Annotated in this window: 22 protein-coding genes; 14 read left to right on the top strand and 8 right to left on the bottom strand. The window is 52.2% G+C overall.

The annotated features are described in order from the left end of the window. The first annotated feature begins 136 nt into the window (after window positions 1-136). The 4 genes from HK11_RS01145 to HK11_RS01130 all read left to right on the top strand — a co-directional run bounded on the left by HK11_RS01145 (window position 137) and on the right by HK11_RS01130 (window position 4,108). Entirely contained in the window at window positions 137-670 is a 534-nt protein-coding gene (locus tag HK11_RS01145; RefSeq protein WP_086553573.1) for an adenine phosphoribosyltransferase, read from the top strand. Between the two features lie 131 nt (window positions 671-801). Beyond that, on the top strand, window positions 802-1,797 hold the full coding sequence (nadA, locus tag HK11_RS01140) for a quinolinate synthase NadA (protein ID WP_086553514.1): 996 nt from the start codon (window positions 802-804) through the stop codon (window positions 1,795-1,797). A gap of 30 nt (window positions 1,798-1,827) precedes the next feature. Next, window positions 1,828-2,685, top strand: a complete 858-nt coding sequence (nadC, locus tag HK11_RS01135; protein WP_086553513.1) for a carboxylating nicotinate-nucleotide diphosphorylase — start codon at window positions 1,828-1,830, stop codon at window positions 2,683-2,685. A 121-nt stretch (window positions 2,686-2,806) separates the two neighbouring features. Continuing rightward, window positions 2,807-4,108 (top strand): glycerate kinase, encoded by a 1,302-nt coding sequence (locus tag HK11_RS01130; protein ID WP_086553512.1) that lies wholly within the window; start codon window positions 2,807-2,809, stop codon window positions 4,106-4,108. Window positions 4,109-4,221: 113 nt separating this feature from the next. Here the strand turns inward: HK11_RS01130 and HK11_RS01125 are convergent, their stop codons facing one another. From HK11_RS01125 to HK11_RS01115, 3 genes are all read right to left on the bottom strand, one after another. Further along, window positions 4,222-5,643, bottom strand: a complete 1,422-nt coding sequence (locus tag HK11_RS01125) for a cytochrome c (protein ID WP_086553511.1) — start codon at window positions 5,641-5,643, stop codon at window positions 4,222-4,224. Between the two features lie 56 nt (window positions 5,644-5,699). Further along, a complete protein-coding gene (locus HK11_RS01120) occupies window positions 5,700-7,928 on the bottom strand; it encodes a PQQ-dependent dehydrogenase, methanol/ethanol family (protein WP_086553510.1) in 2,229 nt (742 codons plus the stop codon). Window positions 7,929-8,110: 182 nt separating this feature from the next. Beyond that, window positions 8,111-8,656 carry a 2'-5' RNA ligase family protein gene (locus HK11_RS01115; RefSeq protein WP_086553509.1) on the bottom strand — a complete coding sequence of 182 codons (546 nt, stop codon included), beginning with the start codon at window positions 8,654-8,656 and terminating at the stop codon, window positions 8,111-8,113. Between the two features lie 209 nt (window positions 8,657-8,865). Here HK11_RS01115 and HK11_RS01110 point away from each other — a divergent pair, with 209 nt between their 5' ends. From HK11_RS01110 to cyoD, 5 genes are all read left to right on the top strand, one after another. Next, the gene (locus tag HK11_RS01110; protein ID WP_086553508.1) at window positions 8,866-9,642 is read left to right on the top strand and encodes a Bax inhibitor-1/YccA family protein; all 777 of its coding nucleotides are present in this window, start codon (window positions 8,866-8,868) and stop codon (window positions 9,640-9,642) included. A gap of 581 nt (window positions 9,643-10,223) precedes the next feature. Beyond that, window positions 10,224-11,153 (top strand): ubiquinol oxidase subunit II, encoded by a 930-nt coding sequence (gene cyoA, locus HK11_RS01100; protein WP_086553506.1) that lies wholly within the window; start codon window positions 10,224-10,226, stop codon window positions 11,151-11,153. Further along, the gene (gene cyoB / locus HK11_RS01095; RefSeq protein WP_086553505.1) at window positions 11,153-13,150 is read left to right on the top strand and encodes a cytochrome o ubiquinol oxidase subunit I; all 1,998 of its coding nucleotides are present in this window, start codon (window positions 11,153-11,155) and stop codon (window positions 13,148-13,150) included. Before cyoA ends, cyoB begins: the two co-directional genes overlap by 1 nt. Next, the gene (gene cyoC, locus HK11_RS01090) at window positions 13,150-13,755 is read left to right on the top strand and encodes a cytochrome o ubiquinol oxidase subunit III (RefSeq protein WP_086553504.1); all 606 of its coding nucleotides are present in this window, start codon (window positions 13,150-13,152) and stop codon (window positions 13,753-13,755) included. The genes cyoB and cyoC overlap by 1 nt, the downstream gene beginning before the upstream one ends. Further along, window positions 13,755-14,087, top strand: coding sequence for a cytochrome o ubiquinol oxidase subunit IV (gene cyoD, locus HK11_RS01085; protein ID WP_086553503.1), 333 nt, complete (start codon window positions 13,755-13,757; stop codon window positions 14,085-14,087). Before cyoC ends, cyoD begins: the two co-directional genes overlap by 1 nt. Window positions 14,088-14,261: 174 nt before the next feature. Here the strand turns inward: cyoD and fdxA are convergent, their stop codons facing one another. Together fdxA and HK11_RS01075 are read right to left on the bottom strand one after the other, a co-directional pair. Continuing rightward, a complete protein-coding gene (gene fdxA / locus HK11_RS01080; protein ID WP_086553502.1) occupies window positions 14,262-14,594 on the bottom strand; it encodes a ferredoxin FdxA in 333 nt (110 codons plus the stop codon). A gap of 173 nt (window positions 14,595-14,767) precedes the next feature. After that, the gene (locus HK11_RS01075) at window positions 14,768-17,305 is read right to left on the bottom strand and encodes a helicase-related protein (protein ID WP_086553572.1); all 2,538 of its coding nucleotides are present in this window, start codon (window positions 17,303-17,305) and stop codon (window positions 14,768-14,770) included. 139 nt (window positions 17,306-17,444) lie between these two features. On the opposite strand from HK11_RS01075, the gene HK11_RS01070 reads away from it, so the two are divergent. Further along, complete coding sequence (locus tag HK11_RS01070; RefSeq protein WP_086553501.1) at window positions 17,445-18,905, top strand: M17 family metallopeptidase; 1,461 nt, start codon at window positions 17,445-17,447, stop codon at window positions 18,903-18,905. Between the two features lie 150 nt (window positions 18,906-19,055). After that, on the top strand, window positions 19,056-19,475 hold the full coding sequence (locus HK11_RS01065) for a MarR family transcriptional regulator (protein ID WP_086553500.1): 420 nt from the start codon (window positions 19,056-19,058) through the stop codon (window positions 19,473-19,475). Window positions 19,476-19,672: 197 nt separating this feature from the next. On the opposite strand, the gene HK11_RS01060 is transcribed toward HK11_RS01065, so the two are convergent. After that, the gene (locus tag HK11_RS01060; protein ID WP_086553499.1) at window positions 19,673-20,698 is read right to left on the bottom strand and encodes a glycosyltransferase family 4 protein; all 1,026 of its coding nucleotides are present in this window, start codon (window positions 20,696-20,698) and stop codon (window positions 19,673-19,675) included. 65 nt (window positions 20,699-20,763) lie between these two features. Between HK11_RS01060 and HK11_RS01055 the strand changes: the two genes are divergently transcribed. The 3 genes from HK11_RS01055 to HK11_RS01045 are packed head-to-tail and all read left to right on the top strand — an operon-like array spanning window position 20,764 to window position 24,389. Next, the gene (locus tag HK11_RS01055; RefSeq protein WP_086553498.1) at window positions 20,764-22,776 is read left to right on the top strand and encodes a nucleoside-diphosphate sugar epimerase/dehydratase; all 2,013 of its coding nucleotides are present in this window, start codon (window positions 20,764-20,766) and stop codon (window positions 22,774-22,776) included. A gap of 2 nt (window positions 22,777-22,778) precedes the next feature. After that, window positions 22,779-23,912, top strand: a complete 1,134-nt coding sequence (locus HK11_RS01050) for a DegT/DnrJ/EryC1/StrS aminotransferase family protein (protein WP_086553497.1) — start codon at window positions 22,779-22,781, stop codon at window positions 23,910-23,912. A 12-nt stretch (window positions 23,913-23,924) separates the two neighbouring features. Then, the gene (locus HK11_RS01045) at window positions 23,925-24,389 is read left to right on the top strand and encodes a hypothetical protein (RefSeq protein ID WP_086553496.1); all 465 of its coding nucleotides are present in this window, start codon (window positions 23,925-23,927) and stop codon (window positions 24,387-24,389) included. Here HK11_RS01045 and HK11_RS01040 read toward each other — a convergent pair. Together HK11_RS01040 and HK11_RS01035 are read right to left on the bottom strand one after the other, a co-directional pair. Continuing rightward, window positions 24,367-25,686 carry an Hsp70 family protein gene (locus tag HK11_RS01040; RefSeq protein ID WP_086553495.1) on the bottom strand — a complete coding sequence of 440 codons (1,320 nt, stop codon included), beginning with the start codon at window positions 25,684-25,686 and terminating at the stop codon, window positions 24,367-24,369. The genes HK11_RS01045 and HK11_RS01040 overlap by 23 nt on opposite strands. Window positions 25,687-25,698: 12 nt before the next feature. After that, a partial coding sequence (locus tag HK11_RS01035) for an amidohydrolase family protein (protein WP_143216336.1) occupies window positions 25,699-26,211 on the bottom strand: 513 nt, incomplete at its 5' end.

The raw sequence follows: 26,211 nt of genomic DNA, 5'->3' as shown, positions 1-26,211 counted from the left end.
ATGACCATGTGGCGGGGTAGAGCCTGTGCCGGCTTGCCCTGCCCGCAATTGCGATGGCGGGATGACAGGGCGGATGTGAGGTGCACCCGTTTTTATGTCTGCAGCTCAGAAGACACCAGGAAGGGACAGAGAAGTCATGACAAACCGCGAAGAGATCGATCTTAAGCGTTATATTCGCAATATTCCGGACTTTCCTAAGCCAGGCATTCTGTTTTACGATATTTCGACTCTTCTGCGTGATGCTGATGCCTGGCAGATTGCTATGGCACGTGTGGCACGGCAGGTTGCGCCATGGCAGCCTGATATGCTCGCAGCGGTTGAATCACGCGGGTTTCTGACCGCGGCTCCTCTGGCCGACCGTCTTGGCTGTGGCCTGCTTATGATGCGTAAGCCAGGTAAACTGCCTGGTGAGACAATTTCTCATACGTATGATCTGGAATATGGCAGTGATACACTTCAGATTCAGGCTGATGCAATTAAGCCTGGTCAGCGGGTGGTTGTGATGGATGATCTGCTGGCAACTGGTGGTACGCTGGCAGCTTCTGTCGCTCTGCTGCGTAAGGCCGGAGCCAATGTTGTCGGTGCGTCTCTTCTGGTCGAGCTGACAGCCCTCGGCGGCCGACAGAAGCTTGATATACCAGTAAAAAATTTGCTTTCATACGAAGACTGATACAGTCATTACGGCGTTGTAGTTTCTGCCTCACATGATAGTGCAGCTTGCATGTGAGGCAAAGGCTGGTGCTAAAGATCACTCTTCGATACATTCCGGAAATATTTTGATTTCTGGAGTTGAAAAAAATAATGACCCGGCATTCGCAGGATCTTGTCTGGCAGGATAAAGCCAGCGCACTTTATGAGCGGGTAAAGGGTGTTATTCCTGCTATGGAGTGGGCCACTTTTGCGGATGATGTCGCAGCGATCCTCAGACTGAAGGAGGAGCATAACGCTGTCATTCTGGCGCATAATTATCAGACACCGGAAATTTTTCATTGTGTATCCGACATTGTTGGTGACTCGCTGGCTCTGGCTCGTGAGGCACAGACCGTTGAGGCTGATATTATAGTTATGGCCGGGGTTGAGTTCATGGCTGAAACAGCCAAGCTGCTTAATCCGTCAAAGACAGTCCTTATTCCCTCAGCTGAGGCAGGTTGTTCTCTGGCTGAGTCGATTACGGCTGATGATGTAAAGCTTTTGCGCCAGCGTTACCCCGGTGTGCCGGTCGTGACCTATGTGAACACATCTGCTGATGTAAAAGCGCAGAGTGACATCTGCTGTACCTCAGGGAACGCCAAAAAGGTGATTGAAAGCCTTGGCGTTGAGGAAGTGATTATGATCCCTGATGAGTTTCTTGCGCAGAATATTGCGAAAGAAACAGGGGTGAAAGTCATCACCTGGAAAGGTCATTGTGAAGTGCATGAGCGCTTTACCCCGCAAGAAATTCGTGAGTGGCGCAAAGCTTACCCCGGTCTTGTTGTGCTGGCTCATCCTGAATGCCCGCCAGAGGTAGTGGCTGAGGCTGATTTTTCAGGTTCGACGGCGGGTATGTCAGATTATGTTGCTTCAGCTGAAAAATCATCGCGTGTACTGCTGGTGACAGAGTGCTCAATGAGTGACAATCTCGCTGTACAGCATCCTGATGTTAACTTTGTGCGTCCGTGTAATTTGTGCCCGCATATGAAGCGCATTACACTTGCAGCAATACGTCATGCGCTCGAAACGCAGACTGTGCCGGTCACGGTAGATGAGGCCGTAGCCGAACCGGCCCGCCTGGCTATTGAGCGTATGCTCGCTGTCTGATCGCTGTTTTTTCTTTCAGGAAATCACCGGATGTTATTCCCTCTGCCCGATATTATGCTTGAACCTCTGGTGCGTGCCGGTCTGCTTGAAGATCTGGGGCGCGGAGGGGATATTACAACCGGGGCCCTGATTGGCGAGAGCGATCGTGTGCGGGTCGTGGTCAGAAGCCGTGAAGCAGGCGTTCTGGCAGGACTGGACCTGATGCGTCTGTCTTTTCACCTGACAGACCCGCAGTTGCATTTTGAACGGCTGAAAGCTGAGGGAGATACCCTTGCTGCCGGGGATATTGTGGCAGTTGTTGAAGGTTCTGCCCGCGCTGTGCTGACGGGCGAGCGTGTGGGGCTTAACTTCCTCTCTCACCTTAGCGGTATTGCCTCTGCCACAGCGGAGGTTGTGCGTAGTATTGCAGGTACAAAAGCACAGATTTGCTGCACCCGTAAAACACTGCCGGGTTTTCGCGCGATTCAGAAATATGCTGTGCGGGCAGGCGGCGGTGTCAGTCACCGTATGGGCCTTGATGATGCTATTCTGATCAAAGATAATCATATCGCGCTGGCAGGTAGTGTGGGCGCCGCTGTGGCACGCGCACGGGCAGCGGCAGGGCATATGGTCAAAATTGAGGTTGAGGTTGATACGCTCGCCCAGCTCGATGCGATTCTGAACGAAAAGCATATAGATGCTGTGCTGCTTGATAATATGTCGCCCGATGATCTGAGGGCCGCAGTGCAGCGTATTGATGGCCGGTTTCTTGCTGAGGCTTCAGGCGGTATTACCCCGCAAACAGCTCCTGCTATTGCGCAGACCGGGGTTGATCTGCTCTCGCTGGGCTGGCTTACTCATTCTGTCAAAGCGCTTGATTTCGGACTTGATTTCGAAAAGGCACTCTGAGCACTTTACGCCTCACGCGCATGTAATTTCCTGACCGGGTGCTGTAACGCGCTTGCGACAAGACAGCTGACATTGCTTTATGGAACAGTGTCAGCATTCGTGTTGATCAGGAGTAAGACATATGTCACCTCAGTCCCCGGTATACTGGTCAGACCAGCAGGTGCGACAGTTTTTGCGCTCGTTATTTGAAGAGGCCGTTGCCAGTGTGCAGCCCTTTCTTGTTCTGGCTGGCATGTTGCCTGAGAAACCGAAAGGACGCTGCGTTGTCGTCGGGGCAGGCAAAGCTTCAGCTGCTATGGCTGCTGCCCTTGAAAATGCCTGGCCGGATGTGCCCCTTGAAGGTGTTGTCGTTACCCGTGACGGCCATGCGGTGCCAACACGTCATATTACTATTCTTGAGGCCTCTCATCCTGTACCTGATGCCCGTAGCGAATCGGCAGCTCAGGCTATTTTAAAGGCTGTATCGGGGCTTGGCCCTGAGGACATGGTTATTGCGCTGATCTCAGGTGGCGGGTCGTCGCTGCTGGTGTCTCCGGTGCAAGGCGTAACCCTGGAGGAAAAGCAGAGTGTGAATAAAGCGCTCCTGCGTTCAGGGGCGACAATTTCTGAAATGAATGCTGTGCGTCGTCATTTGTCAGCCATTAAAGGTGGCAAGCTGGCGCAGGCGGCTTACCCGGCCAGGGTTGAAACTTTTGTCATGAGCGATGTGCCTGGTGATGACCCGGGGGTTATCGCCAGCGGGCCAACGATATTCTCTTCCGCCACAGCGGCGGAGGCTCTGCATATTATTGAGCGTTATGGCATTGAGCTGCCTGACAGTGCCCGGGTCGCGTTGTTTAAAGAAGCTGAGACAGAAAAAAAACGCACTCAGGCCCGGCAGGTTAATGGCGCGGTGCACATGATCGCAACACCGCTTCAGGCGTTAAAAGCCGTTGCAGAAAAGGCTGAAAAAGCGGGTGTTGCATCACTTATCCTGGGTGATGCGATAGAAGGCGAGAGCGCTGCCGCTGGTGTTGTACTGGCGGGGGTGGCGCGTTCGGTCAGGCAGCATGGTTTACCTGTTGCCGGGCCTGTTGTGTTGCTGAGCGGTGGTGAGACAACAGTGACGATTCGTAAGGGGGAAGCTGCAGGCCGGGGAGGGCGCAACACAGAGTTTTTGCTTGCTGCTGCTCAGGCTCTGGCAGGTGAGGCAGGTATATGGGCTCTGGCAGGTGACAGCGATGGTATTGATGGCACGGAAGATGCTGCCGGAGCGATCATTACCCCGGATACGTTAATGCGGGGACAGCAGGCTGGGTTAAGTGCATCTGATTTTTTGAAAGGGCACGATAGTTATAGCTATTTCAGCGCGACGGATGACCTCGTGATAACCGGCCCGACTATGGTGAATGTCAACGATATACGGATTATTTTTATACAATAATCACAGCACGGTCTGATAACCGCTATAAAAAAAGCCCCGCGATGATTGCTCGTCGCGGGGCTTTTTGACGTGTGCTCCTGATAAATCAGAAGCACTATGTCTTAGCTCAGGTCTTACTGAGCGTCGTCTTCACCTGTGTGGGTCTGCGGTGCAAACGTCCATCCGGCACCATAAGGCTGTGGATAGAACAGACCCCATGTTGCGGTATCAACACCACCTTTGCCCCATGTGCGTGTTGGTGCATCGATTGGCGTATGCGTAACGCGCAGTTTCTGAATGTCAGAAGCTGTAACGTTAGCTGGTGCTTTATTGCCCCATGAGGTGCGGATAAAGTTCACAACATCAGCGATTTGCTGGTCAGACAGCGTTGTTTTGTAAGCTGGCATTGCAACAGCTGATGGCGCCCAGTTGGTGGGTGGGAGAATGCCACCATCAACAACGATATGCGCGACAGATGTCGGGTTGTCAGACACAACAGCAGGGTTGCCTGCCAGTGGCGGGAACATACGAGGCACGCCACCACCGTCATTACGGTGACAGATAGCGCACTGTTCAACATATGTTTTTGCGCCGGCTGTGATAGCTGTGTTGCCTGAATCAAGAGCCTGTGCTGTTGACGGGTCGTATTTATAGTCACCCTGAGGTGCAGGTACAGCAGGCAGAGATTTCAGGTAACTGGCAATGGCATGCAGGTCAGAGTCTGTGAAATACTGAGAGCTCCAGCCTACAACGTCAGCCATGGCACCGAACACAGCTGCATGGTCAGTACGGCCTGATTTAAGGAACTCGACAATATCGTCCTCAGACCAGCGACCGATGCCCTGAACAGGGTCACTGCGCAGGCTTGGTGCGATCCAGTTATCAATAATGCCACCGCCGCTCAGGTAAACAGGACCGCCAGAGGCGTTCATTGCTTTTTCCTGCATGGCGAAACCACGGGGTGTATGGCAGGCGCCACAATGTCCGGGGCCTGTGACAATAAATTCGCCACGGGCAACATCAGGTTTTGTACCTGGTGCCGGTGTAAAGGGTGCTGGTGTCGGGGCGAACATCATGCGCCATACGGCCAGTGGCCAGCGCATAGAAAGCGGCCAGGTAATATCTTCCGCTTTGTTAGGCTGTGCAACCGGTTTCACGCCGTGCATGAAATAGGCATACATCGCTTTGATGTCGTCATCAGGAATGTTCGAGAAGGAAGGGTAAGGCATAGCAGGGTAGAGGGTGCTGCCATCCTTACGAATGCCACGTCTTACGGCGTCAGCAAACTGTTCCTCTGTATACGTTCCGATACCATCTGCCGCATCAGGTGTGATGTTGGTGGAGTAGATGGTGCCAACAGGGGTCTGAATAGCCAGGCCACCGGCAAAAACCTTACCATGCAGGCTTGTATGACAGGCTACGCAGTCACCAAGGCGAGCAAGATACTCGCCTTTTTTAATCAGCTCACCGTCTGTGCTCTGGGCATGGGCGAGCGATGTGCCTGCCAGAAGACCCACAAAGACGGTTCCAAGAGCTGCTTTGAGTCCTTTAATCATTGCGTTTCCCCGCGAGGTGCTTGAGGGCGGAAGTACTGTATGACTCGTGTCGCATCTCATGGCGTGACACCAAGAGTCGGATTAGCAGGGATATTCTGCTGGTTTTTACGGGCATCAACTTCGCGCTGATAGGTCTCATTGGCGCGTTTGATAATGTACTGACGAATATCGTCAATCTGGTCAGGCTTCATGTTCGCATCGAAGCGATCCATACCGTAGGCGGTCAGTGCACCACGCCCTACAACATTATAGAAGGCATCCTGGTGGCGGATAGACCCGGACCAGCGCAGATCAGGCAGCACACCACCGGCTTCAGCGTTGTCACCATGGCAGGCAGCACAGTAGGTCTGGAACAGGAAGTAACCCTGCTCTGTCACTTTGGTATCATACTGTGCAGGAGGTTTAACCGGCAGGAAGCCCCTGTCGTTCTGTGGTGGCAGAGCAGCGTTACCTTCAAGTGCGAAAGCGACAACACGTGAGTGGTTAACTGTCCAGCCAGAGGTACGGGCCATGCCGCCCATAAAGAACGGATAAATACCGCCCCAGCCCACTTCTACCGCAACGTACTGTTTGCCGTTTACGCTATAGGTAATTGGTGGTGCGATGATGCCGCTCTGTGCGTCAAAATGGAACAGGTCTGTGCCATTGGTTGCGTCATAGGCATGGAACTCACCATTAGCGAGACCCTGGAAGAGGAGGTTACCACCGGTTGCCAGAATACCACCGTTCCATGGACCTTTATGGTCAACAGTCCAGGCGGGTTTCTGTTTCTGCGGGTCCCAGGCAATAATCCAGCCTTTGAGGTCTTTCATGAATGCCGTACGGGCTTCGGGTGTGTCAGGCAGGCCAATTTTGGCCATGTCCAGCCCGAGATTCCAGGAATCTTTATGAGGCTTAAAGCCACCAACCTGGTTTTTATAAACGAACGGAACCTGCTGTGCCGGGATGTAGACCAGATTTGTCTTCGGGCTGTAAGCCATGGCCGCGAAGTTATGGCCGCCCAGGTCACCAGGGATGCCGTACCATTCTTTGCCGGTCAGGGTCCAGAGAGCGTCGGGGTTGAAGATCGGACGACCCGTTTTAGGGTCAAGACCCTGAGCCCAGTTCTCATAGACATAGTTTTTGCCGGAGATGAATTCACCGGTTTTGGCATCGATAATGTAGAAGAAGCCATTTTTAGGTGCATGCACGATCACATGGCGCATTTCGCCATTGATGGGCATATCCAGGGTCATAACCTGCTGAACTGAGGTATAATCCCACTGGTCCATCGGGGTTTCCTGGAAGTGCCAGACATATTCGCCTGTCTCAGGTCTGATAGCAACGATGCTGCCCAGGAAGAGGTTATCGCCAATACCGTCGGAGCGGTATTTGTAGTTCCATGGAGAGCCGTTGCCGATGGCCAGGTACACCAGATCTGTGACCGGGTCATATACGATCGAGTCCCACACAGTGCCGCCGCCGCCCTGGCGTGTCCAGGCACCTGTCGGGCTCCATGTTTTATAGGCAATGTTCATCAGCGCATCGTCAGATGCGGCATGGTCGGGCTGATTTTTATTGTTTGGTACGGTATAAAAACGCCATTTCAGCTTGCCGGTTTCTGCATCAAAGGCAGAAACAAAGCCGCGGGCACCAAATTCTGCCCCGCCGTTGCCGATAAGAACCAGACCTTTGGCAATACGAACGGCACCGTCAACAGTATAAGAACGCTGTTTGCCCAGAGCGGCATCCTGCGGGATTGTGTTGACTTCCCAGACTTTTTTGCCTGTTTTAGCATCGAGAGAGACCAGACGGCCGTCAAAAGTGCCAAAAAATACTTTGCCGTTCCAGTATCCAGGGCCACGGTTTACAGTATCGCAGCAGCCGCGGTCAGCAATGTTTCCTGGTACCTTGGGGTCATATTCCCACAGAAGTTTACCGGTTGCTGCATCCAGTGCCTTCATCTTAGACCAGTTGGTTGTGGCATACATGACGCCATCGACAACCAGCGGGGTGCCTTCCTGACCACGGTTGGTATCAAGGTCAAAATACCATGCCAGTTTCAGTTTATCCGCGTTTGAGCGGTTAATCTGGTCCAGGGGGCTATAGCGCTGCTCGCTGTAGGTGCGACCGTAACTTAGCCAGTTTTCAGGATGATCATCCGCATGGATGATAGCCTGCCCCGTGTCGGCTACAGGTGCGGCCTGGGCAGAAAGAGGTGTCAGAGACATAGATGCAGCAAAAATTGTTCCTGCTGCGAGCAACCCTTGCAGAGAATATCTCTTAAGGGGGGCGTATCGGGTCATACCGTTCGTGTCCTCGGGCTGGTGGTGAGGAAAAAACAAAATGTTGGCGGATCAGCTGGTTTTATCCGTTACTGTTCCGATATGGTCTACTCTTTTTCCTGACGGAAACCGAGCAGGAATTTGCGGTTCTTATTACGGTTAATTACCATCTTTTCAACTCACTATCATGACATAACGGATGGTTATGAGGCATGCAGTTGCGTAGGGTAGCTTTCTTCTTCTGTGTAGTGCACAGTTTGTTCGGTCTTCCATGAGCTAAAAAGTGTGAGTGTACTTACTGTTGTGGCCGGAAGGCGAAAAGCGTGGTGAAGCTGCATCCAGGCGCTGATATCTTCAGGGGCAACCTGCGAAACTTTGCAGAACGGGATTGTCAGAGGGGTTGCCGGACGGACAGGTTTAATACCGATTCGCTTTAAAAGAGTGTCTGTTTTCAGACTCAGATGTCTGAGTTGTGCTGAGCGGACTCTGACTTCGAGTGAAATAGTTTCATTACGTGAAAAAACATCAAAATGTTCAGGATCAAGTGGCATATCCGGCGTGATGGGTAATGTGCTGAGCGCGTGATCAAGTTCGGCCGCTGCCTGGCGTGAGGGTAATGTGCCGATAATGCAGAGTGGCAGCATTAAAAAGGAAACCGGTTCCCAGTATTCTGTCCAGAAAGAGTGCTGGAGTTCAGCCAGAGGAGCCCGAATACTTTCAGGGAGTGTAATTCCGAGGGTAAGATACATTGAATCCTCGTCTTTATAACCTTATGTTTCAGGCAGGAAAAAAGCCAGCAGCTGATTGTCCCTGACGCTGTCACGCTCAAGAGCAGCACGAAAACAGGGCAGAGGTCTCACACAATACAATACAAATCCTTCTTTTTATCGTATAGTGCATAATGACTACGAGATGACAACAAAAGCTGGTCTCTTCATCATTTAAGGAGAAGTAAAACATGTCGTTTGGTCACGACTTCCGATCATCAGCCACCACCTCGGGGTGGGGTGCACAGGGAGCGAGCCTTGATGCCGGCCTGCGGGCTTACATGCTGCGCGTTTATAACTGGATGGCGTCAGGTTTGCTGCTTACTGCTATAGTGGCTTATGTGGTTGCCTCTGGCAGTTTGCGGCATCTGCTTTTCCATGCTGTGCCACGTGCCGGCGGGCTGGTGGAAAGCCCGACTATGCTGGGCATTGTAGTTATGATGGCGCCTCTGGCATTTGTACTTGTTATGTCTTTTGGCATTAACAGGCTGTCGTTACAGGCTGCTCAGACATTGTTCTGGCTGCTTTGCGCAACGATGGGTGCCAGCCTTTCGAGTATTCTGGTTCTTTATACCGGTACGTCTGTTATGCGGGTTTTCCTGGTGACGTCCTGCATGTTTGCTGCGACCTCTTTGTGGGGATACACAACAAAAGCAAATATGATGAAATTTGGCTCTTTTCTGATGATGGGGCTGTTTGGTCTGATTATTGCTGGTTTTGTAAATATTTTTCTGAAAAGCCCGGCTGTCTATTTTATTTATAGCGTGATTGGTGTGTTCATATTTACGGCTTTTACAGCTTATGATGCGCAGCGGATTCGCGTTACATACTCTCAGTATGCAATGTATGAGGCACCTGAGATTACAGCGAAACGCAGCGTTTATGACGCCCTTGCTCTGTATCTGAACTTCATTAACCTGTTTCAGTTTTTGTTAAATTTTATGGGTGTGCGTAATTCTGATAGTTAAGTTTTTTATATTGTTTTTATATTGTAATAATTTTTTATGCATCTCGAACGTAAAAACCCGGCAGAAATGTCGGGTTTTTTTATGAAAAAATAATTGCAGGAAAATAGTAATCAGTACCAAAAGAGTATGCTTTTATGAGGTAAAATCAGGGGTAGTTGTATATTTTATGTATGTTTGTAATTTTTAATCCATGTGATGATTTTTTTTATTTAATTAACTGTTTTTCAATGGTTAATTCATCACTTTTTATGAATTTGAAATATTTCGTAACAATTAGTGAAGTATGTCAGCTCTTTAAAAACAACAAACTGTTACCGTCAGAAATCTGTGCAATATTACCGCAAAGAAGGCTTTAAGGCCTGATGCCCCTGAGAAAATGCAGGGCAGATGGACTTTTTCAGACATTGAGAATCTCTGCTTTAGGAATAGACTAAGGCCCAAAGCGTTTTCATTCTTCTGTTATGCCACGTCATTGTCTGGCAGAAGAGCATGAGCGTGCTCTTCGTGTTGCTGTAGTCTGTATGGCTACGCGAAGTGCTTGAAGTTGAGGTTAATTTTATGTCAGAACCAAGAGGCGTGCGATGAAAAACAAGTTACTGGCGAGGATGGCACGATTGGGTGGCTTATCGTCAGCGTTGCTGCTTGCCGGGTGTGATGCAGGTGTTTTCGACCCGAAAGGGCCGGTTGGTGAGGAAATTAAATCTCTTATTGTGACCTCATCAATTGCAATGCTGATTGTGGTTGTCCCGACTATCCTGTTGTCGGTGCTGTTTGCCTGGCATTATCGCCAGTCAAACACCAGTGCAGAATATCTGCCTAAGTGGTGTCACTCGAACAAGATTGAAGTTGTGATCTGGGGTATCCCGGTTCTCATCATCATCTTTCTTGCCACGATTACCTATAAGACCTGTCATTCTCTCGACCCTTACAGGCCGTTAGAAGCTCAGGCGACGACAAAGCCTGTTGAGGTTGAGGTGGTCGCTCTCGACTGGAAGTGGCTGTTTATTTATCCGGAAGAGGGTATTGCGACAGTTAACCAGCTTGCTATGCCGGTTAATACACCAGTCCATTTCGTTATCACTTCTGATTCCGTTATGAACTCTTTCTTTATTCCACGTCTTGGCTCAATGATTTATGCCATGGCCGGAATGCAGACGCAGCTTCATCTGATGGCCAGCGAGCCAGGTCAGTATCAGGGCCTTTCAGCTAACTTTAGCGGCGAAGGTTTCTCTGACATGAAGTTCGTAGCTCTTGCTATGAATGCTGAAGAGTACAGAGACTGGGTAGAGAAAGTTAAAGCTTCCTCCGATCAGCTGAATAAAGAGACTTACGAACAGCTTCTGAAGCCGAGCGTAAAGAATCCTTATGCATTTTATGCTCACGTTGAGCCTGACATGTTCGACTCAATTGTCGGTAAATATAACAACGGTATGGTCATGCATAAAAAAGTTGCTCCTGACGGTCGTATGGAGTCTGCAATGTCCGGCATGAATATGAAGGAACAGGATTAATGTTAGGGAAATTATCTCTATCGGCTATCCCCATTCATGTACCGATTCTTGTCGGTACATTTGCGGGCGTTGCCGTTGTCGGCCTTGCTGTCCTGGGGCTGATTACATATTTTGGTAAATGGGGTTACCTCTGGAAAGAGTGGTTTACCTCTGTCGATCATAAGCGCCTGGCGGTAATGTATATCGTTCTGGCTCTGGTTGCTCTTTTCCGTGGTTTTGCTGACGCGATTATGATGCGTAGCCAGCAGGCCCTGGCATTTAACGGCAGCCCTGGTTATCTGCCGCCTGAACATTATGACCAGATCTTTAGTGCTCATGGCACGATTATGATCTTCTTCCTGGCTATGGCGTTCATGACAGGTCTGTTTAACTTCATCGTGCCTCTGCAGATTGGTGCACGTGACGTTGCATTCCCGTTCCTGAACAACCTTAGCTTCTGGATGACAGCTGTCGGGTTCATTCTGGTAAACGTTTCTCTGTTTATCGGTGAGTTCTCACAGTGTGGCTGGCTGGCTTATCCGCCTCTGTCAGAAAAGCAGTTTAGTCCTGGTGTCGGTGTCGATTACTATATTCTGGCATTGCAGATAGCTGGTGTCGGTACGCTGCTGACCGGTGTGAACTTCTTTGTGACCATCGTGAAAATGCGTGCTCCTGGCATGAGCTGGATGAGACTGCCTGTTTTCACCTGGACTGCTTTTTGTTCTTCTATTCTGATCATGGTTTCGTTCCCTGTCCTGACAGTTGCTCTGGCACTTCTGGGTCTTGACCGTTATCTGGGTATGCACTTCTTCACCAATGACGGTGGCGGTAATCAGATGCTTTACCTCAACCTGATCTGGGCATGGGGGCATCCTGAAGTTTACATTCTGATTCTGCCAGCTTTTGGCGTGTTCTCAGAAGTTGTTCCTGCGTTTTCAGGCAAGCCTCTGTTTGGCTATGCCACCATGGTCTATGCAACCTGCTCGATCATGATTCTGTCTTTCCTCGTCTGGGTTCACCACTTCTTCACCATGGGTGCAGGTCCTGATGTCAATGCCTTCTTTGGTATTGCTACAATGGTTATCTCCATCCCGACGGGTGTGAAGCTGTTTAACTGGATGTTCACCATGTACAAAGGGCGCGTTCAGTTCCACGCCTGCATGTACTGGGCTGTTGGCTTCATGGTGGTTTTCACCATTGGTGGTATGACCGGCGTTATGCTGGCTATTCCTGGCGCTGACTTTGTTCTCCACAACTCTCTGTTCCTGATTGCTCACTTCCATAACGTGATTATCGGTGGTGTTTACTTCGGTTACATCTGTGGCATGAACTTCTGGTTCCCCAAAGTTATGGGCTTCAAGCTCAATGAATCATGGGGCATTGCTGCCTTCTGGTTCTGGTTCTTTGGTTTCTTCTTTGCTTTCACACCACTCTATGTTGTTGGCTTCATGGGCATGACCCGTCGTCTGAACCATTATGACAATCCTAACTGGTACCCATGGATTCTGGTTGCTATGTTCGGTGCGGTTCTGGTTCTGCTTGGCATTGTCTGTCAGCTGACACAGCTCTACGTTTCTATCCGTGATCGCAACCTTCCTGAAAACCGTGATCTTACCGGTGATCTGTGGAATGGTCGCACTCTGGAGTGGTCTACTTCTTCTCCTCCTCCTGTATATAACTTTGCTATCGTTCCTCACGTGCATGAGCTTGATGCATACATGCATGATAAAGAGCACGGCATTAATACACGTGGTGCTGGTGAAGGTGTGCAGTATGCACCTATTCACATGCCCAGAAATACTGCCGCTGGTTTGTCAGCTGGTATATTTGCTTTTGTTCTGGGTTTTGCTGCGATCTGGTATATCTGGTGGCTTGCTGTTATTGGTCTTGTTGGCATCATCGCTACGGTTATTATTCGTAGTGCTGATAAAGACATCGACTACTACATTCCGGCTGAAGAAGTTGCCCGCACTGAGCAAGAGTATTCCCGTCAACTGATGGCACAGGCAGCTGAATAATGGCACACGATACAACTATTCAGACCGCAGGCCACGACGAGCACCACCACGAGTCTCCGGTAGTGTTCGGGTTCTGGGTCTACCTCATGACGGACTGCATTATCTTTGGTACGCTTTTTGCGACCTTTGCAGTTCTGCGTAACCAGTTTAACGGTGGCCCTAATGGCCACCAGCTTTTCGAAATCGGGGGCCTTGCCCTCGAGACAGCATTACTGCTGATTTCCTCTATCACTTATGGGTTTGGCATGATTGCTGCCCATAAAAATGAGATTAACAAGGTTATTGTCTGGCTGGGCATTACGTTCCTGCTGGGGCTGGGCTTTGTTGGCCTCGAAGTGAAAGAGTTTATTGGTCTGATTCACGAAGGCGCAGGTCCTGACCGCAGTGCGTTCCTGTCAGCGTTCTTTACGCTGGTATCAACACACGGTCTGCACGTGAGCTTTGGTCTGCTCTGGATTCTGACCCTTATGGTTCAGCTTGCAGGCACGAAGACGATCCCGGAACGTATGATGAGCAAGCTCACCTGCCTGAGCCTGTTCTGGCACTTTCTGGACATCGTCTGGATCTGTGTTTTCACCTACGTATATCTGGCGAGCATGATCTGATGAGTGAACATAACACAACCTCCTCCGGTGAGAGCCACGGTAGTGTATCTTCATACATTATCGGGTTTGTTCTCGCCGTTATCCTGACAGTCCTGTCGTTTGCTATCGTTGTAACGCACAGCCTGTCTCCTTCAGCGACAATCCTGACGCTGTCTCTTCTGGCTATCATCCAGGTTGTGGTGCATCTGCACTACTTCCTGCATATGGGTGGTCATTCAGAGCATCGCTGGAACAATATCTGCTTCGTGTTTACGATTGGCTTTGTCAGCATCGTAATCATCGGTACATTGTTCGTTATGAATAATGCTGCTGTGCAGATGATGTCCCGATAAGACATAGTTTCAGGCTGGTATGATGCCGGCCTGAACAATAAAAAACCCCGGGGGTAATGCCCCGGGGTTTTTTTATGCCCGGCTTCAGGCTCATGTAATCATATGCCTAAAAAAAATGCGCTCGCCTGAAACAGGAAGAGCGCATTCCGAACCGCAGGATAAAAGCGGTAACCCTCAGGCTTTATGTGGCTCGGGAGAAAGCATATCGGTCTTACCGGGCTTGTCTTTCCATTCTTCTGCATCAGCAGGTGGTGTGCCCTTACGGGTAATGTTGGGCCATTTTTCTGCGTAAGAAGCGTTCAGCTCTGCCCATGCAGTTGCGCGATCGTCACTGTCAGGGAAGATAGCCTCAGCCGGGCATTCCGGTTCGCACACGCCGCAGTCAATGCACTCGTCGGGGTTAATAACCAGGAAGTTTTCGCCAGCATAGAAGCAGTCAACAGGGCAGACTTCTACACAGTCCATGAATTTGCAGCGGATGCAGTTTTCAGTGACCACGTAGGTCATTGCTTTCTCCGAAATTATCTGGGGGCCTGACGTGATATCTGGCCGGGGGGCAAACAAGGCACGACTACAGGCAGTCGCACCACAAAGTATGGCGCATGATATGATGCGGTTTGTCGTTCATGGCAAGCGGTTTACAAAATGTATTCTTTTTTTCCTGTCAGGTGCTGAAAGCCTTATGAGCGTGATTGCAGTACGGCAAGGGCTGCAAACGGGCCTGATGCAGGTGGTATGTTCTGCACTCTTTTGCGTTTGCGCGGCGAGGGGAAGCGCTTCGCGGCTGCTGGTTTTTGAGAGTACAAAAGAACAGGAGCCTGAGGGCCAATCTGATTTTCAGAGAGTATTTCAGGCATCTTAAGGCGCAAAGACAACCCTTTTAAGACTGAGGGAAGAGCGGACCGGGAACTGCCGAGCCGGCTGGCAATATCAGCCGGTATAGGTTTGGCACCGCTTCTGGTCAGCGTGTGCAGTCTTTTACGGGTTTCTTCAGCAATATCGAGTCGGATCCATAATGGTCCGCTTCTGACCCACCCGATTTTGCTGAGTAATAAGAGCGTTGCAGCGCTGGTCTCAGAGGGCAGTGCGCTATGTTTAAACGAAACAGCACCAGCATGTGGCAGCGGAGGTAGCTGCTGGTTTGTCTGAACAGCGAGTAGCAGGGCACGCAGGCGCATGGCCTGAGGGCGCATGGCCGCTGTGCTGTAGAGTGTACTGCTCCCTGATATGATCCCGTATTTTTTGAGTGTGGCGGCATTTTTATGTGTCAGATACTCAGCGGCAGGCAGAGGCATAATGCCCCCCTGTTCAAGCAGCTCATGCATTATGCCGCGCAGAACAGGCACATCAGCAACAGCTTTAACAGCCCGAAAGAGCGGGTTCAGTATTGTGATAATGCGCTTTGTTACAAACTCATTCAGGCGTACGCGAATTCGTTCCCGGTGTGCTGTTTCTAAAAAATCAGAGCCAGTGACACAGATACTAGGTCTGAACAGTGTCTCTCCGGCCTGAAGAGAGGCGATATGATCACCCTGCCACAATAAGGCACCGGTAGAGAGGTCAAGAGTCAGGGCTTCATCTTCAGTCTGGAGAAACTGTGCGACCCGGCGAGGTATTTCGCTTCTTACTGCGCGGCGTGCGGCACGCAGCAGCAGTTTCTGGTCGGGAGCAGAAACGTCAGCATCCGGTACAAAGTGGAAGCCGTGCATCCTGCCAAGAGGGTGGCCTTCAACGCTGACTTCGCCTGTTCTGGTAATAGCTGAAAGCAGAGGGGCACTGTCGGCCTCTTCAAGCCTGCGTGCCAGGTTCGTGGCCCGTTTATCGACAAAGCGTGCGGCCAGGCGTTCGTGCAACAGGTCAGAGAGTGCGTCTTCAACAGTGCGGGTGCGGGCGCGCCAGTGTTCGGGCTTTTCAACCCAGTCGATATGGTTGGCAACGTAGGCCCATAAACGAATTCCCATCAGGCGGTGCATCAGGTCTTCAATGTCGCCCTCGGTGCGTTCAAGGTTAACCAGGCGTGTTTCCAGCCAGTCAGAAGGCAGACGGCCTTTACGGCGCAGTGTGACAAAAATCTGTGCACACTGGCGAATATGACTGTCTTCGCCCAGTTTACGAAAATCAGGAATCTGGCAAACATCCCACAGCAGTTGTACGTGCCCGGGAGCCTGGCATAAATTTTGTATAGTCGTATCACGCATCAGGGCGATGAGTGTGAGCAGGTCAGAGGCGGGGGGTGCGCTCCACAACCCTGCTGCCGGTGTTTTGCGGCACAGGCTGGCGTGCAGGGCGTCAGGAGAGCTGTAATCGAGCGAACTGTTGCGCCAGTAAAGATGATGCAGCGGCTCAAACTGATGCGTTTCAACAGCTTCTGTTATGTTTTCTGACAAAGGCGGACAATCGCCTGTGGTGCCAAAGGTGCCATCAAGAGTGCCACGGCCGGCACGGCCGGCAATCTGTGCAATTTCAGGTGCACTCAGAAAGCGGCGGCCTGAGCCGTCAAATTTTGATAACCCTGCAAAGGCGACATGGTGAATATCCATGTTCAGGCCCATGCCTATGGCATCTGTCGCAACCAGATAATCAACTTCGCGATTTTGATACAGGGCGACCTGTGCATTGCGTGTACGGGGTGAGAGCTGCCCCATAACAATGGCACATCCGCCCCGGCGGCGGCGGATCATCTCGGCTATGGCGTACACATCTCCCGCCGAGAAGGCGACAATTGCCGTACGTGGTGGCAGGCGGCTGAGGCGGGTAAAGCCGGTGCAGCTCAGGTTTGACAGGCGTGGCCGCGTTTCAATCTCAATGTGGCGTACAAGACTGCGTAGCAGAGGCGCAATGGTCTCAGCCCCGAGAAAGAGGGTTTCCTCCTGTCCGCGGGCGTTTAGTAACCTGTCAGTGAAAATATGCCCACGCTCAGGGTCAGCGCAGAGCTGAATTTCATCAATCGCAATAAAACTGACAGGCCTGTCGAGTGGCATGGCTTCAGTCGTGCAGGAGAACCAGCGCGCGCCGGGCGGAATAATCTTCTCCTCCCCTGTAATCAGGGCGACATGGCGCACACCTTTAAGCTTAACCATGCGCTCGTAATTTTCACGCGCGAGCAGACGAAGTGGAAAGCCCATAATGCCAGAGGGGTGTGCCAGCATACGCTCTAGTGCCAGATGCGTTTTGCCCGTGTTGGTGGGGCCAAGAATCGCTCTGACAGGGGCCTGCATGTCTGGCTGGGCGGGGCGGGGGCGAACAGACAGGTGACGTTGGGTATTCATTGTGCTTCCATGGTCATCCGGCCGGAGAAGAAAAGCAAGGCTTGCTGCATCCGGCTCTGTATCAGAACGCACAGAGGAGCGCATTTTTATGGCAGAGAAAAAACAAAAGCTGCATGTTCGGGCTGCCGAATGCCTTGTCGTGACAGCAGACTCTGCATCAGAGGAACGGTTTGTCTATGGCGTACGCGCCGGTGAAGATGCAGTTCTCAGTGAAGTACTGAGCAAGGAAGGTATTGCTTTTGCGCACGCATGCGATTTTTCCGGCAAGCCTGGTCAGTTCCTGAATGTACAGGGCAAAAACGGTGTGCCTGTCTGTTTTATAGGGCTTGAGCCTGCGGGGCAGCGGCATCCTTATCAGTTCGGCCAGCTGGCACGTGACCTGCCATCAGGTGACTGGCAGGCAAAAATGCCGGACGATATTGAGCGCGATGATGTTCTTCTTGGCTTCTGTCTCGGAGCCTACCGCTATGCTCTTAAAGCAAAGGATAAACCCGGACAGAAAACCCGGCTTGTTGTTACGAAAGAAGAAAGTAAAGGGCAGGCTGTTGAGACGGCGCGCTCTGTCTGGCTGGCCCGTGACCTTATTAACATGCCGGCTAACCTGTTAGGGCCAAAGCAGCTGGCTCAGGCAGCGTATGACGTTCTGACCTCACTGGGGGCAGAGGTTGACGTTATTAAAGGTAAAGAGCTTCGTAAAAACTATCCGCTCGTTGCACATGTGGGTGAGGGGTCAGAGCGACGCCCCCGCGTTGCTGTTGCACGCTGGCAGGGAAGTGGTGCCTCTAAAAAATCGCCTTTACTATCCCTCGTGGGCAAAGGGGTTTGCTTTGATTCGGGCGGGTATGACCTGAAACCCTCTTCAGGTATGTTGCGCATGAAGAAGGATATGGGGGGAGCAGCGTCAGTACTTGCGCTCGCCCGCCTTATTATGACGCAGGATCTGCCCATACGCCTTGAAGTGCGTCTGGGGTGTGTTGAAAACGGTGTTTCAGGCCGCGCTATGCGTCCGCTTGATGTGGTGAAAAGCCGTGCAGGCCTGACGGTGGAAATTGGCAATACCGACGCTGAGGGACGACTCGTACTGGCTGATCTGCTGACGGAAGCTGGAGAGCATCAGCCTGAGCTTTTGCTGAATATGGCCACGCTGACCGGTGCAGCCCGTGTCGCTCTGGGACCAGACCTGCCAGCTCTGTTTACGAACAGCGATAAAGCAGCGCAGGCTTTGCTTGAGGCCGGGCAGCAGCAGGCTGACCCGCTGTGGCGTTTGCCATTGTGGCATGGGTATGCCGGCTGGATAAACAGCTCAGTCGCTGACCTGAGTAACATTACCTATAAACCGCATGCCGGGGCTGTTACAGCCGCGTTGTTTCTTGAACGTTTTGTGACACCAGACCAGAAATGGGTGCATATCGATACATATGCCTGGAATGACAGCGCCCGGCCTGGCAGGCCTGAAGGTGGCGATTCTCCTGCGATCAGAGCAGTTTTTGCCGCGTGCGATGTCCTTCTGAATATTACAAAAAAAAACGGAATCATAAAAAAAATGTGAAAATTACAGACCTGTTATGCATTGATGTCCTTTTATAATTCGTTTCGATTCCTATATAAGATCGTGACATAACGACCGGAACCGGTCACAGGGAGCCGATGGCCTGCTGCAAAACTCTCATCGGCATTAAAACAGGAAGGATAAACGGCCATGGCTAATAATAAGAATCAGGCTCAGGATCTGGTTAAAATGCTGCGTGACACCGTGGTTGCGCTGGTAAAGGGTGAAGGCCCTGATCTGTCAGCACGTCAGCTGGGTGTGTTTCTGACCTGTTATCTTGATGAGAGCGGACATACGGTGCGTGGTCTGGCTTCAAGTCTGAACGTATCAAAACCTGCGATTACCCGTGCTCTTGACCGTCTGGGTGAGTTTGACCTGGCACGTCGTAAGGTTGATCCGCTTGATCGTCGTTCTGTGCTGGTGCAGCGCACACCTAAAGGTGCAGCATATCTTAAAGAGATTTGTGCGATTATGGATGTAACAGCTGGCAAAAGCATTGAAAGCGTTGCTCAGGACGTGAGCCGGAAGGTGCAGCCTGTGCGCCGCCGTCTGCGCGTTGCAGCAGCCTGATATCTGAAGAGTATTGCGGTTAACCCGCAGCAAGAGACAGCGCTTCGCCATCTGGCAGGCGCTGTTTTTTTATGGTTTTAGCCAGTGGCGGCTGGTGTTGCCCTGGCGATACATTACGTAAAGAGAGTGCGCGTAAGAATTCCGTTAAGGTTTTTTACAGCTCTGTCTGGTGCCCTGTAAAAAAGTATAAATGTTTCTTACCACCTTCCTACAGGGTGTTTTTTTGTGCGTATAACAGCCAGAGCCAGCCAGCCCATTTGTGGCAGCAGCAACAGGGGCAGGGCTATGCATACACCGCTGACTGGTGGCTGGTGTGCGACATAAACAGCAACAACACCGCCCCACACAACAAAAAGGCATTCGCACACAGTAATCAGCGCCGCATTCATACCGCTACGGTGCAGCACCTGATAAAGGTGACCGCGATGAGCCTGCATTAAAGACTGCCTGGCCAGTGTGCGACGAATCAGAGTAAAAGTTACATCAAAAATAAGTGGAAACAGTAATGATGGCCCCAGAAGCCAGCCTGAAGGCAGCGGAGTATGACGTGTCATATAAAGGGCTGATGTGCCCGCCAGCAGGCCACAGCTCTGGCTGCCAATGTCACCGAGAAAAATTTTGGCTTTAGGGTAGTTAAAAGGCAAAAAGCCCAGCAGGCATGCTGCCATCATCAGGGCAGACCACATCAGATCAGGAAAGCCGTAATAAGTTGCAACGGCAGCAACAAAAAAATTACCAGCAATCAGCGAGCCTGAAATCAGCCCATTCAGACCATCCATAAAATTGACGGCGTTGGTAATAAACAGCAGCCATATGACGGAGAGGATGATGCCTGATATGTGACCAGGCCATGCCACGGCCGTCCCGCCGGCAATGACCAGAGCGGAAGCGATACATTGTGCTGCCAGCTTAATGGAGGCCGGCCACTGATACATATCATCAAACCACGAGATAGCGGCCAGGAAAAGAGTTGCCAGTGCCGTCAGAAAGACATCTGTGCGGAGCACGCTATGTCCTGTAATATCCTGCACTAACGGAAAAAAGAGGAAAAAAGAGGCCATAACCCCTACGCCGCCACCCTTGGGAGTAGGGGTTTCGTGAGAGCTTCGGTCGCCTGGATGATCAAGAACGGCCAGGTTAATCATGACGCGTACAAGACCAGCTGCAAAAAAAGCAGCGCAAAAAAGACAGAAAACAGCCAGAGTGGGATCAGATAGTAACATGGGGCTTAAATCGCAGGGTTGTACCGCTTCTAGGATGGGTGCTGCTAGGCTATAGGATCAGAGTGATGGTACCGCAATGTTCAGAGCCTTTGCATCGTAATCTCCGATTACGACCACTTAACAGAATTCTGGTCAACATTTTGCTTGATGGAATGCTGGCCGCCCTTGCTGCGCCTATAGCCCGCTGGCTTGCGGCTCCGCAGGATGGTCTGCTGCACCCTTTGTGGTTTCTGGCTGGCGGGGCTGTTACTCTGGTGGTCAGTGGCCTGCCATTTCGTATGCCACAGCAGTACTGGCGTTTTTCCGGTGTGTCAGACCTGATGGGTATTGCCGGGGCATCGGTGGCCAGCTCAGCGTTATTCTCGCTGGGGCTGTATGTCATGCATTACCCTCTGCCCAGTTTCACTTTCCCAATTATTTATGCTCTGGTTTTGCTTGTTCTTCTGGGTGGGCTGCGCGTCGCCTACCGCCTGGCGCACAGGCTGCGGCAGTTTCGGGCTGCACAGCGCTGTGTTGTGCTGGTTGGCGTCGATGCCGGAGCCGATCTTTTTTTGCGGGCCATGGAGCGTAACCCTGAAGAAGGGGTGAAAGTGGCTGGTCTGATCGCCCTGGGCACGAACCAGGCGGGCAGACGTTTACATAATATTCCGATTCTCGGTCATGTGGATGAGGTACAGACCATTCTTGAGCGTCTGGCCCGGGTCGGTAACCTGCCAGAGACCCTGGTGGTGACGGAGCCTTCTTTCAGGGGGGCAGGTTTATCTCACCTGCTTAACACAGCGGCTGCATATAATATCGCTGTGATGCGTATTCCGGCTCTGACTGCCCTTACACCGGCTGAGCGGGTGGAACTTCGCCCCATTCCGCTGGAAGATTTGCTTAACCGCCCGCAGATCCCGCTTGATCGTGAAGGGATGGAGCAGCTGATTACAGGGCAGACGGTTCTGGTCACAGGGGCAGGGGGCAGTATTGGGTCTGAACTGGTGCGGCAGATTGCCTGCCTTGAGCCGAAGCACCTGGTCTTGCTCGATCACGGTGAGTTTGAGCTCTGGCAGATTGAGGTTGAGCTTGTTGAGCTCGCGCCGCATGTGCCGCGCAGCATTGTTGTTGCCGATGTGCGTGATGAAGAGCGTATGGAGCGCGTTATGGCGCAGCACCAGCCTGCTCTGGTGTTTCATGCCGCAGCACTGAAGCATGTGCCTATTGTTGAGGCTAACCCGGCTGAGGGTTTGCTGACCAATGTGCATGGTACCCGCGTTGTTGCCGATAGTGCCGCCCGCCACGGTGCACAGGCCATGGTGGTTATTTCTACTGACAAGGCAGTTAACCCTTCCAGCCTGATGGGGGCAGCAAAGCGTGCGGCTGAAATGTACTGCCAGGCACTTGATATTCAGGCCAGGGCTGAGACCGACCGTTCTATGATGCGATGTGTCACCGTACGTTTTGGCAATGTTCTGGGGTCGACAGGTTCTGTTGTGCCTCTGTTTCGTCGCCAGCTTGAGCGTGGCGGCCCGCTGACCGTAACGCACCCCAATATGTGTCGTTATTTTATGACAGTGCCTGAGGCGGTAGGACTGGTGCTTCAGGCCAGTGTCAGAGGCGTGCGCAGTCAGCGCGGCAGCTCAGACACAGATGCTCTGCTGCGTGATGGTGGTATTTTTGTGCTTGATATGGGTGAGCCGGTCAAAATTGTTGATCTGGCCCGGCAGATGATTCGTCTGGCCGGACTGCGCCCTGATGATGATATTGCCATAAAATTTACGGGTCTGCGTCCAGGCGAAAAATTATATGAAGAACTTTTTCACGGGCGCGAGGCTCCGGTGCCAACTGATAACCCCGGCCTGCTTATGGCAACCCCGCGTGTAGTTGATCTGGCTGAGGTTTCCCGCGCGGTCGATCAGATCACATCTCTGGCACGTCAGGGTGACGTACAGGCAGCCCTGCGTGTGCTGACATTGCTGGTTCCTGAATTCAGGCATAATCCTGATGGTCAGGTTCATTCTGCCCAGGGCGCAGAAAATGATAAAATTCCGGAGTTGTATCCTTCACAGTCTGATCACACAGAACAGGTGGTATAAGAATGAGCGCAGCAGAAAAACCAGTAGCGTTTCTTGATCTGGCAGCACAGCAGAAGCGGCTTGGTCCTGTCTTAAAGCAGCGGGTGGACGCTGTTTTTGAGCATTGTCGCTTCGTGATGGGGCCTGAAGTGGCAGAGCTCGAACAGCGCCTGGCAGAATGGTGCGGTGCGGCTGAGTGTGTCGGTGTCTCTTCAGGCACAGATGCGTTGCAGATTGTGATGATGGCTGAAAATATCGGCCGGGGTGATGCGGTGTTCCTCCCGGCCTTTACTTACACGGCAACGGCTGAAGTTCCTCTGGTACTCGGGGCAACGCCTGTGTTTGTCGATGTTGACCCCGATACCTTTCAGATCGACCCGGTGCATTTGCGGGCCCGTATCAAAGCTGTGCGGCAGGCAGGCAGGCTGACACCCCGTGCTATTGTGGGTGTTGACCTGTTTGGTCAGCCTGCTCCCTGGGCTGAGTTACGTTCCATTGCTGAGGAGGAAGGTCTCTTTCTTCTTTCCGACTGTGCGCAGGCGTTCGGTGCCGCACTTAATGGCCGCCCTCTGGGACGAGAGGCTGTTGCAACCACTCTGTCTTTCTTCCCTTCTAAACCACTCGGTGGTTATGGGGATGGCGGCGCCATTCTGACAGATGACCCTGAGCGTGCTGAGCTTTATCGCTCGCTGCGCACACATGGTGAGGGTAAAACACGTTATCAGGTGATGCGTACAGGTATGAATGGCCGGCTTGATACGATTCAGGCGGCAGTTCTGCTGGCGAAACTGGATTTTTTCAAAGAAGACCTTGCCCGTCGTGAGCATGTTGCACGAGCTTATGATGCAGGGCTGAAAGAGCATGTGCAGGTGCCGGTGCGCGTGGCAGATAGTGCAAGCGCCTGGGCTGTTTATGCTGTGTTGCTGAAAAATCAGGCCGAGCGTGAGGCCATGCAGGCCCGCCTGAGTGCGAAAGGGGTACCGTCTGCTATTTACTACCCTCTGCCACTGCATCGTCAGCCTGCTTATCAGAACCATCATGACGGGGAGGCCCTGCCTGTGTCAGATGACCTGGCAACACGTATTCTCGCCCTGCCTGTTCACCCTGACCTGACAGACGCTGAAGTCGCCCGGGTTATTGCCGCTGTGCGTGGATAAGAAAGAGAAGAGATGTCAAAAAAAGCTGCCGCTCTGCTTGGCTTTTTTGTGCTGGTGATCGGAACCCCCATCCTGATCTGGACATATGCGTTACCTGATCTGAAACCTGTGGTTTTTCCACAGGTGGCCAGTGGCAGCATAGAAGTTGGCCCGATGCGCCATAAACGTATGCTGACAGATGCAGAGGTAAGCATGCTGAATACATGGTTTACGCAGCATAAGGGGGGGTGGGGGCCGCTAAGCACGACGCCTCCCTCATCAGGTGATTCACGCGTCACCCTTTTTGACGATAAGGGCAAAGAGGTTCTGGACCTGACATTATGGACCGGAATTAGCGCCGCAGACTGGAATGACACAGTGTTTGTCGAAAGCCCTGATGGTCAGCACGTGCGAAGCGAACATTTTTCAAAAAAACAGTTTGCTCCGCTGCGCATGCTGGTTGATCAGCACCTGTTCAGGCGCACTGATTTTCCATAACGCGGTTCTGTCGGTTGATAAGGGCCAGTCCCTCAGCCACAGATACGAATTCACCACCGGTATCGACACGGTCTGCCCCAAAGCGGTCAATAAAGAGCTGACGAACCGCTGGCACGAAAGAGGTGCCACCCGTCAGAAAGACCCTGTCGATTTCTGCTGCATTGAGCCCGGCATTGTTGAGTGCACGTTCTATTGTGGCATTAAATCGTTCCAGGTCTGGGGTAATCCAGCGTTCAAAATCAGAGCGTGTGACGGTGTGCCTGATGTTAAGCTTACCATGCCTGAACACCAGTTCGGCACTGTCTGCATGCGACAGGGCTGTTTTAACGGCACTTACGGCGCGGTAGAGCGATTGTCCCTGCTGGTCTTCAACCAGGTCAATAAACGCCTGTAGCTTATCTGGCTCTGACACAGTGCGGCAGACATCTTCCATGTCACGCATGGTGCGAGGGGTGCGCATCAGGGCCAGACGGTGCCAGTGGCCAAGGGCATTATACCACTCGATGGGTACAGGCAGAGGTTCCCCTCCCATCACCCGATAGGTACAGTCACGCCCCAGCAGAGGGGCAACGACATTGCTGATAATGCGGTTATCAAACTGATCCCCGGCAATACCTGTGCCTGAATGACCCAGGGGGCGGGTACGATCCGGGCGGTCGGGGTCAAAATGCAGCACTGAGAAGTCACTGGTGCCGCCGCCAAAGTCGCCAACCAGAATAGTGGCGGGTTGTGTGAGGCGCTGGGCAAAGCGCCAGCCTGCGGCTTCTGGCTCCCAGGCCAGGGAGACATGCGAAAAGCCGGCAGCTTTAAAACTGTCGCGCAGACGTTTCTCGCCCAGAGCATCATCAGGCATGTCACCGGCAAAGGTTACGGGCCGTCCGACAGTTACACTCACCTGAGCCGGGTCGAGCTTTACAGCTCTCATCAGGCTGGCAAGGAAACGGGCAATCAGGGTTTCAAGTGTCAGGCGCTTGCTGAAAACCTGTGTTTCGCGGAATGATTTTTGCGCGAGGTATGACTTGACTGACATAATCATACGGGTTTCAGCCGGGTCTTCCAGCCAGGCATCAATAGCGGCTTCGCCTATGGCTTCGTGCTGAATGATGCGTGAACCTTCTTCCTCCTGCCAGAAACAGAGTAGCGTGCGGCAGGTGTCTGAAGGTGTATCACGGTCAGGGAAGGTAAAACGGAGTGTTTCCGTCGTGCCGTCAGGGTGTGAGAGCACGACAACACTGTTTGTTGTACCAAAGTCGATCCCAAGGCTGAGAGGAGAAGTCATTGTTGATATGTCAGTCATAGTCAGGCTGGGTTAGTTGCGGTCAGTCGCATCAAAGATAAAGGGCTGACCAGTGGCTTTGTCGGCCAGAGTGCCTTCCCACATGACCTGATGCCCCCGAATGATGGTGCCGGTTGGCCGGCCGGTAATGCTCATGCCGGTAAAAGGTGACCAGCCGCATTTTGAGGCAAGCCATTTGTCTTCAATTGTCCAGGTAGCCTTGAGGTCAACAACAGTGAAGTCAGCATCATAGCCAACAGCAATCCGTCCTTTGCGTACAAGGCCAAACAGGCGCTGCGGCCCGGCTGATGTCATGTCGACAAGGCGGCGCAGTGTGAGGCGACCCTGTGCAACATGGTTAAGCATAAGCGGCAGGAAGGTCTGCACACCAGGCATGCCTGAAGGGGTGGCGGGGTATTCTTTGCTCTTTGCTTCAATGGAGTGTGGTGCATGGTCAGACCCCATAATGTCAGGCAGCCCCTGGCTGACCCAGTGCCACAGGCCATCGCGATGTGCGCCTGAGCGAATCGGCGGGGTCTTTTGGGG

This window comes from Acetobacter sp. DmW_043 (assembly GCF_002153485.1).
GTDB classification, from domain to species: Bacteria; Pseudomonadota; Alphaproteobacteria; order Acetobacterales; family Acetobacteraceae; genus Acetobacter; species Acetobacter thailandicus.
Note: the sequence above shows the minus strand (reverse complement) of the source record. Positions and strands in the feature narration are given on the sequence as shown.

Bases quoted from the DNA above. Each gene is read 5' to 3' on its own strand.
- HK11_RS01130 (WP_086553512.1), top strand. From the start codon at position 2,807: ATGTCACCTCAGTCCCCGGTATACTGGTCAGACCAGCAGGTGCGACAG.
- cyoC (WP_086553504.1), top strand. From the start codon at position 13,150: ATGGCACACGATACAACTATTCAGACCGCAGGCCACGACGAGCACCAC.
- HK11_RS01125 (WP_086553511.1), bottom strand. From the start codon at position 5,643: ATGATTAAAGGACTCAAAGCAGCTCTTGGAACCGTCTTTGTGGGTCTT.
- HK11_RS01065 (WP_086553500.1), top strand. From the start codon at position 19,056: ATGGCTAATAATAAGAATCAGGCTCAGGATCTGGTTAAAATGCTGCGT.
- HK11_RS01050 (WP_086553497.1), top strand. From the start codon at position 22,779: ATGAGCGCAGCAGAAAAACCAGTAGCGTTTCTTGATCTGGCAGCACAG.
- cyoB (WP_086553505.1), top strand. From the start codon at position 11,153: ATGTTAGGGAAATTATCTCTATCGGCTATCCCCATTCATGTACCGATT.
- cyoD (WP_086553503.1), top strand. From the start codon at position 13,755: ATGAGTGAACATAACACAACCTCCTCCGGTGAGAGCCACGGTAGTGTA.
- HK11_RS01120 (WP_086553510.1), bottom strand. From the start codon at position 7,928: ATGACCCGATACGCCCCCCTTAAGAGATATTCTCTGCAAGGGTTGCTC.
- HK11_RS01045 (WP_086553496.1), top strand. From the start codon at position 23,925: ATGTCAAAAAAAGCTGCCGCTCTGCTTGGCTTTTTTGTGCTGGTGATC.
- HK11_RS01145 (WP_086553573.1), top strand. From the start codon at position 137: ATGACAAACCGCGAAGAGATCGATCTTAAGCGTTATATTCGCAATATT.
- cyoA (WP_086553506.1), top strand. From the start codon at position 10,224: ATGAAAAACAAGTTACTGGCGAGGATGGCACGATTGGGTGGCTTATCG.
- nadC (WP_086553513.1), top strand. From the start codon at position 1,828: ATGTTATTCCCTCTGCCCGATATTATGCTTGAACCTCTGGTGCGTGCC.
- HK11_RS01115 (WP_086553509.1), bottom strand. From the start codon at position 8,656: ATGTATCTTACCCTCGGAATTACACTCCCTGAAAGTATTCGGGCTCCT.
- HK11_RS01055 (WP_086553498.1), top strand. From the start codon at position 20,764: ATGGTACCGCAATGTTCAGAGCCTTTGCATCGTAATCTCCGATTACGA.
- HK11_RS01110 (WP_086553508.1), top strand. From the start codon at position 8,866: ATGTCGTTTGGTCACGACTTCCGATCATCAGCCACCACCTCGGGGTGG.
- nadA (WP_086553514.1), top strand. From the start codon at position 802: ATGACCCGGCATTCGCAGGATCTTGTCTGGCAGGATAAAGCCAGCGCA.
- fdxA (WP_086553502.1), bottom strand. From the start codon at position 14,594: ATGACCTACGTGGTCACTGAAAACTGCATCCGCTGCAAATTCATGGAC.
- HK11_RS01070 (WP_086553501.1), top strand. From the start codon at position 17,445: ATGGCAGAGAAAAAACAAAAGCTGCATGTTCGGGCTGCCGAATGCCTT.
- HK11_RS01075 (WP_086553572.1), bottom strand. From the start codon at position 17,305: ATGCAGGCCCCTGTCAGAGCGATTCTTGGCCCCACCAACACGGGCAAA.
- HK11_RS01040 (WP_086553495.1), bottom strand. From the start codon at position 25,686: ATGACTGACATATCAACAATGACTTCTCCTCTCAGCCTTGGGATCGAC.
- HK11_RS01060 (WP_086553499.1), bottom strand. From the start codon at position 20,698: ATGTTACTATCTGATCCCACTCTGGCTGTTTTCTGTCTTTTTTGCGCT.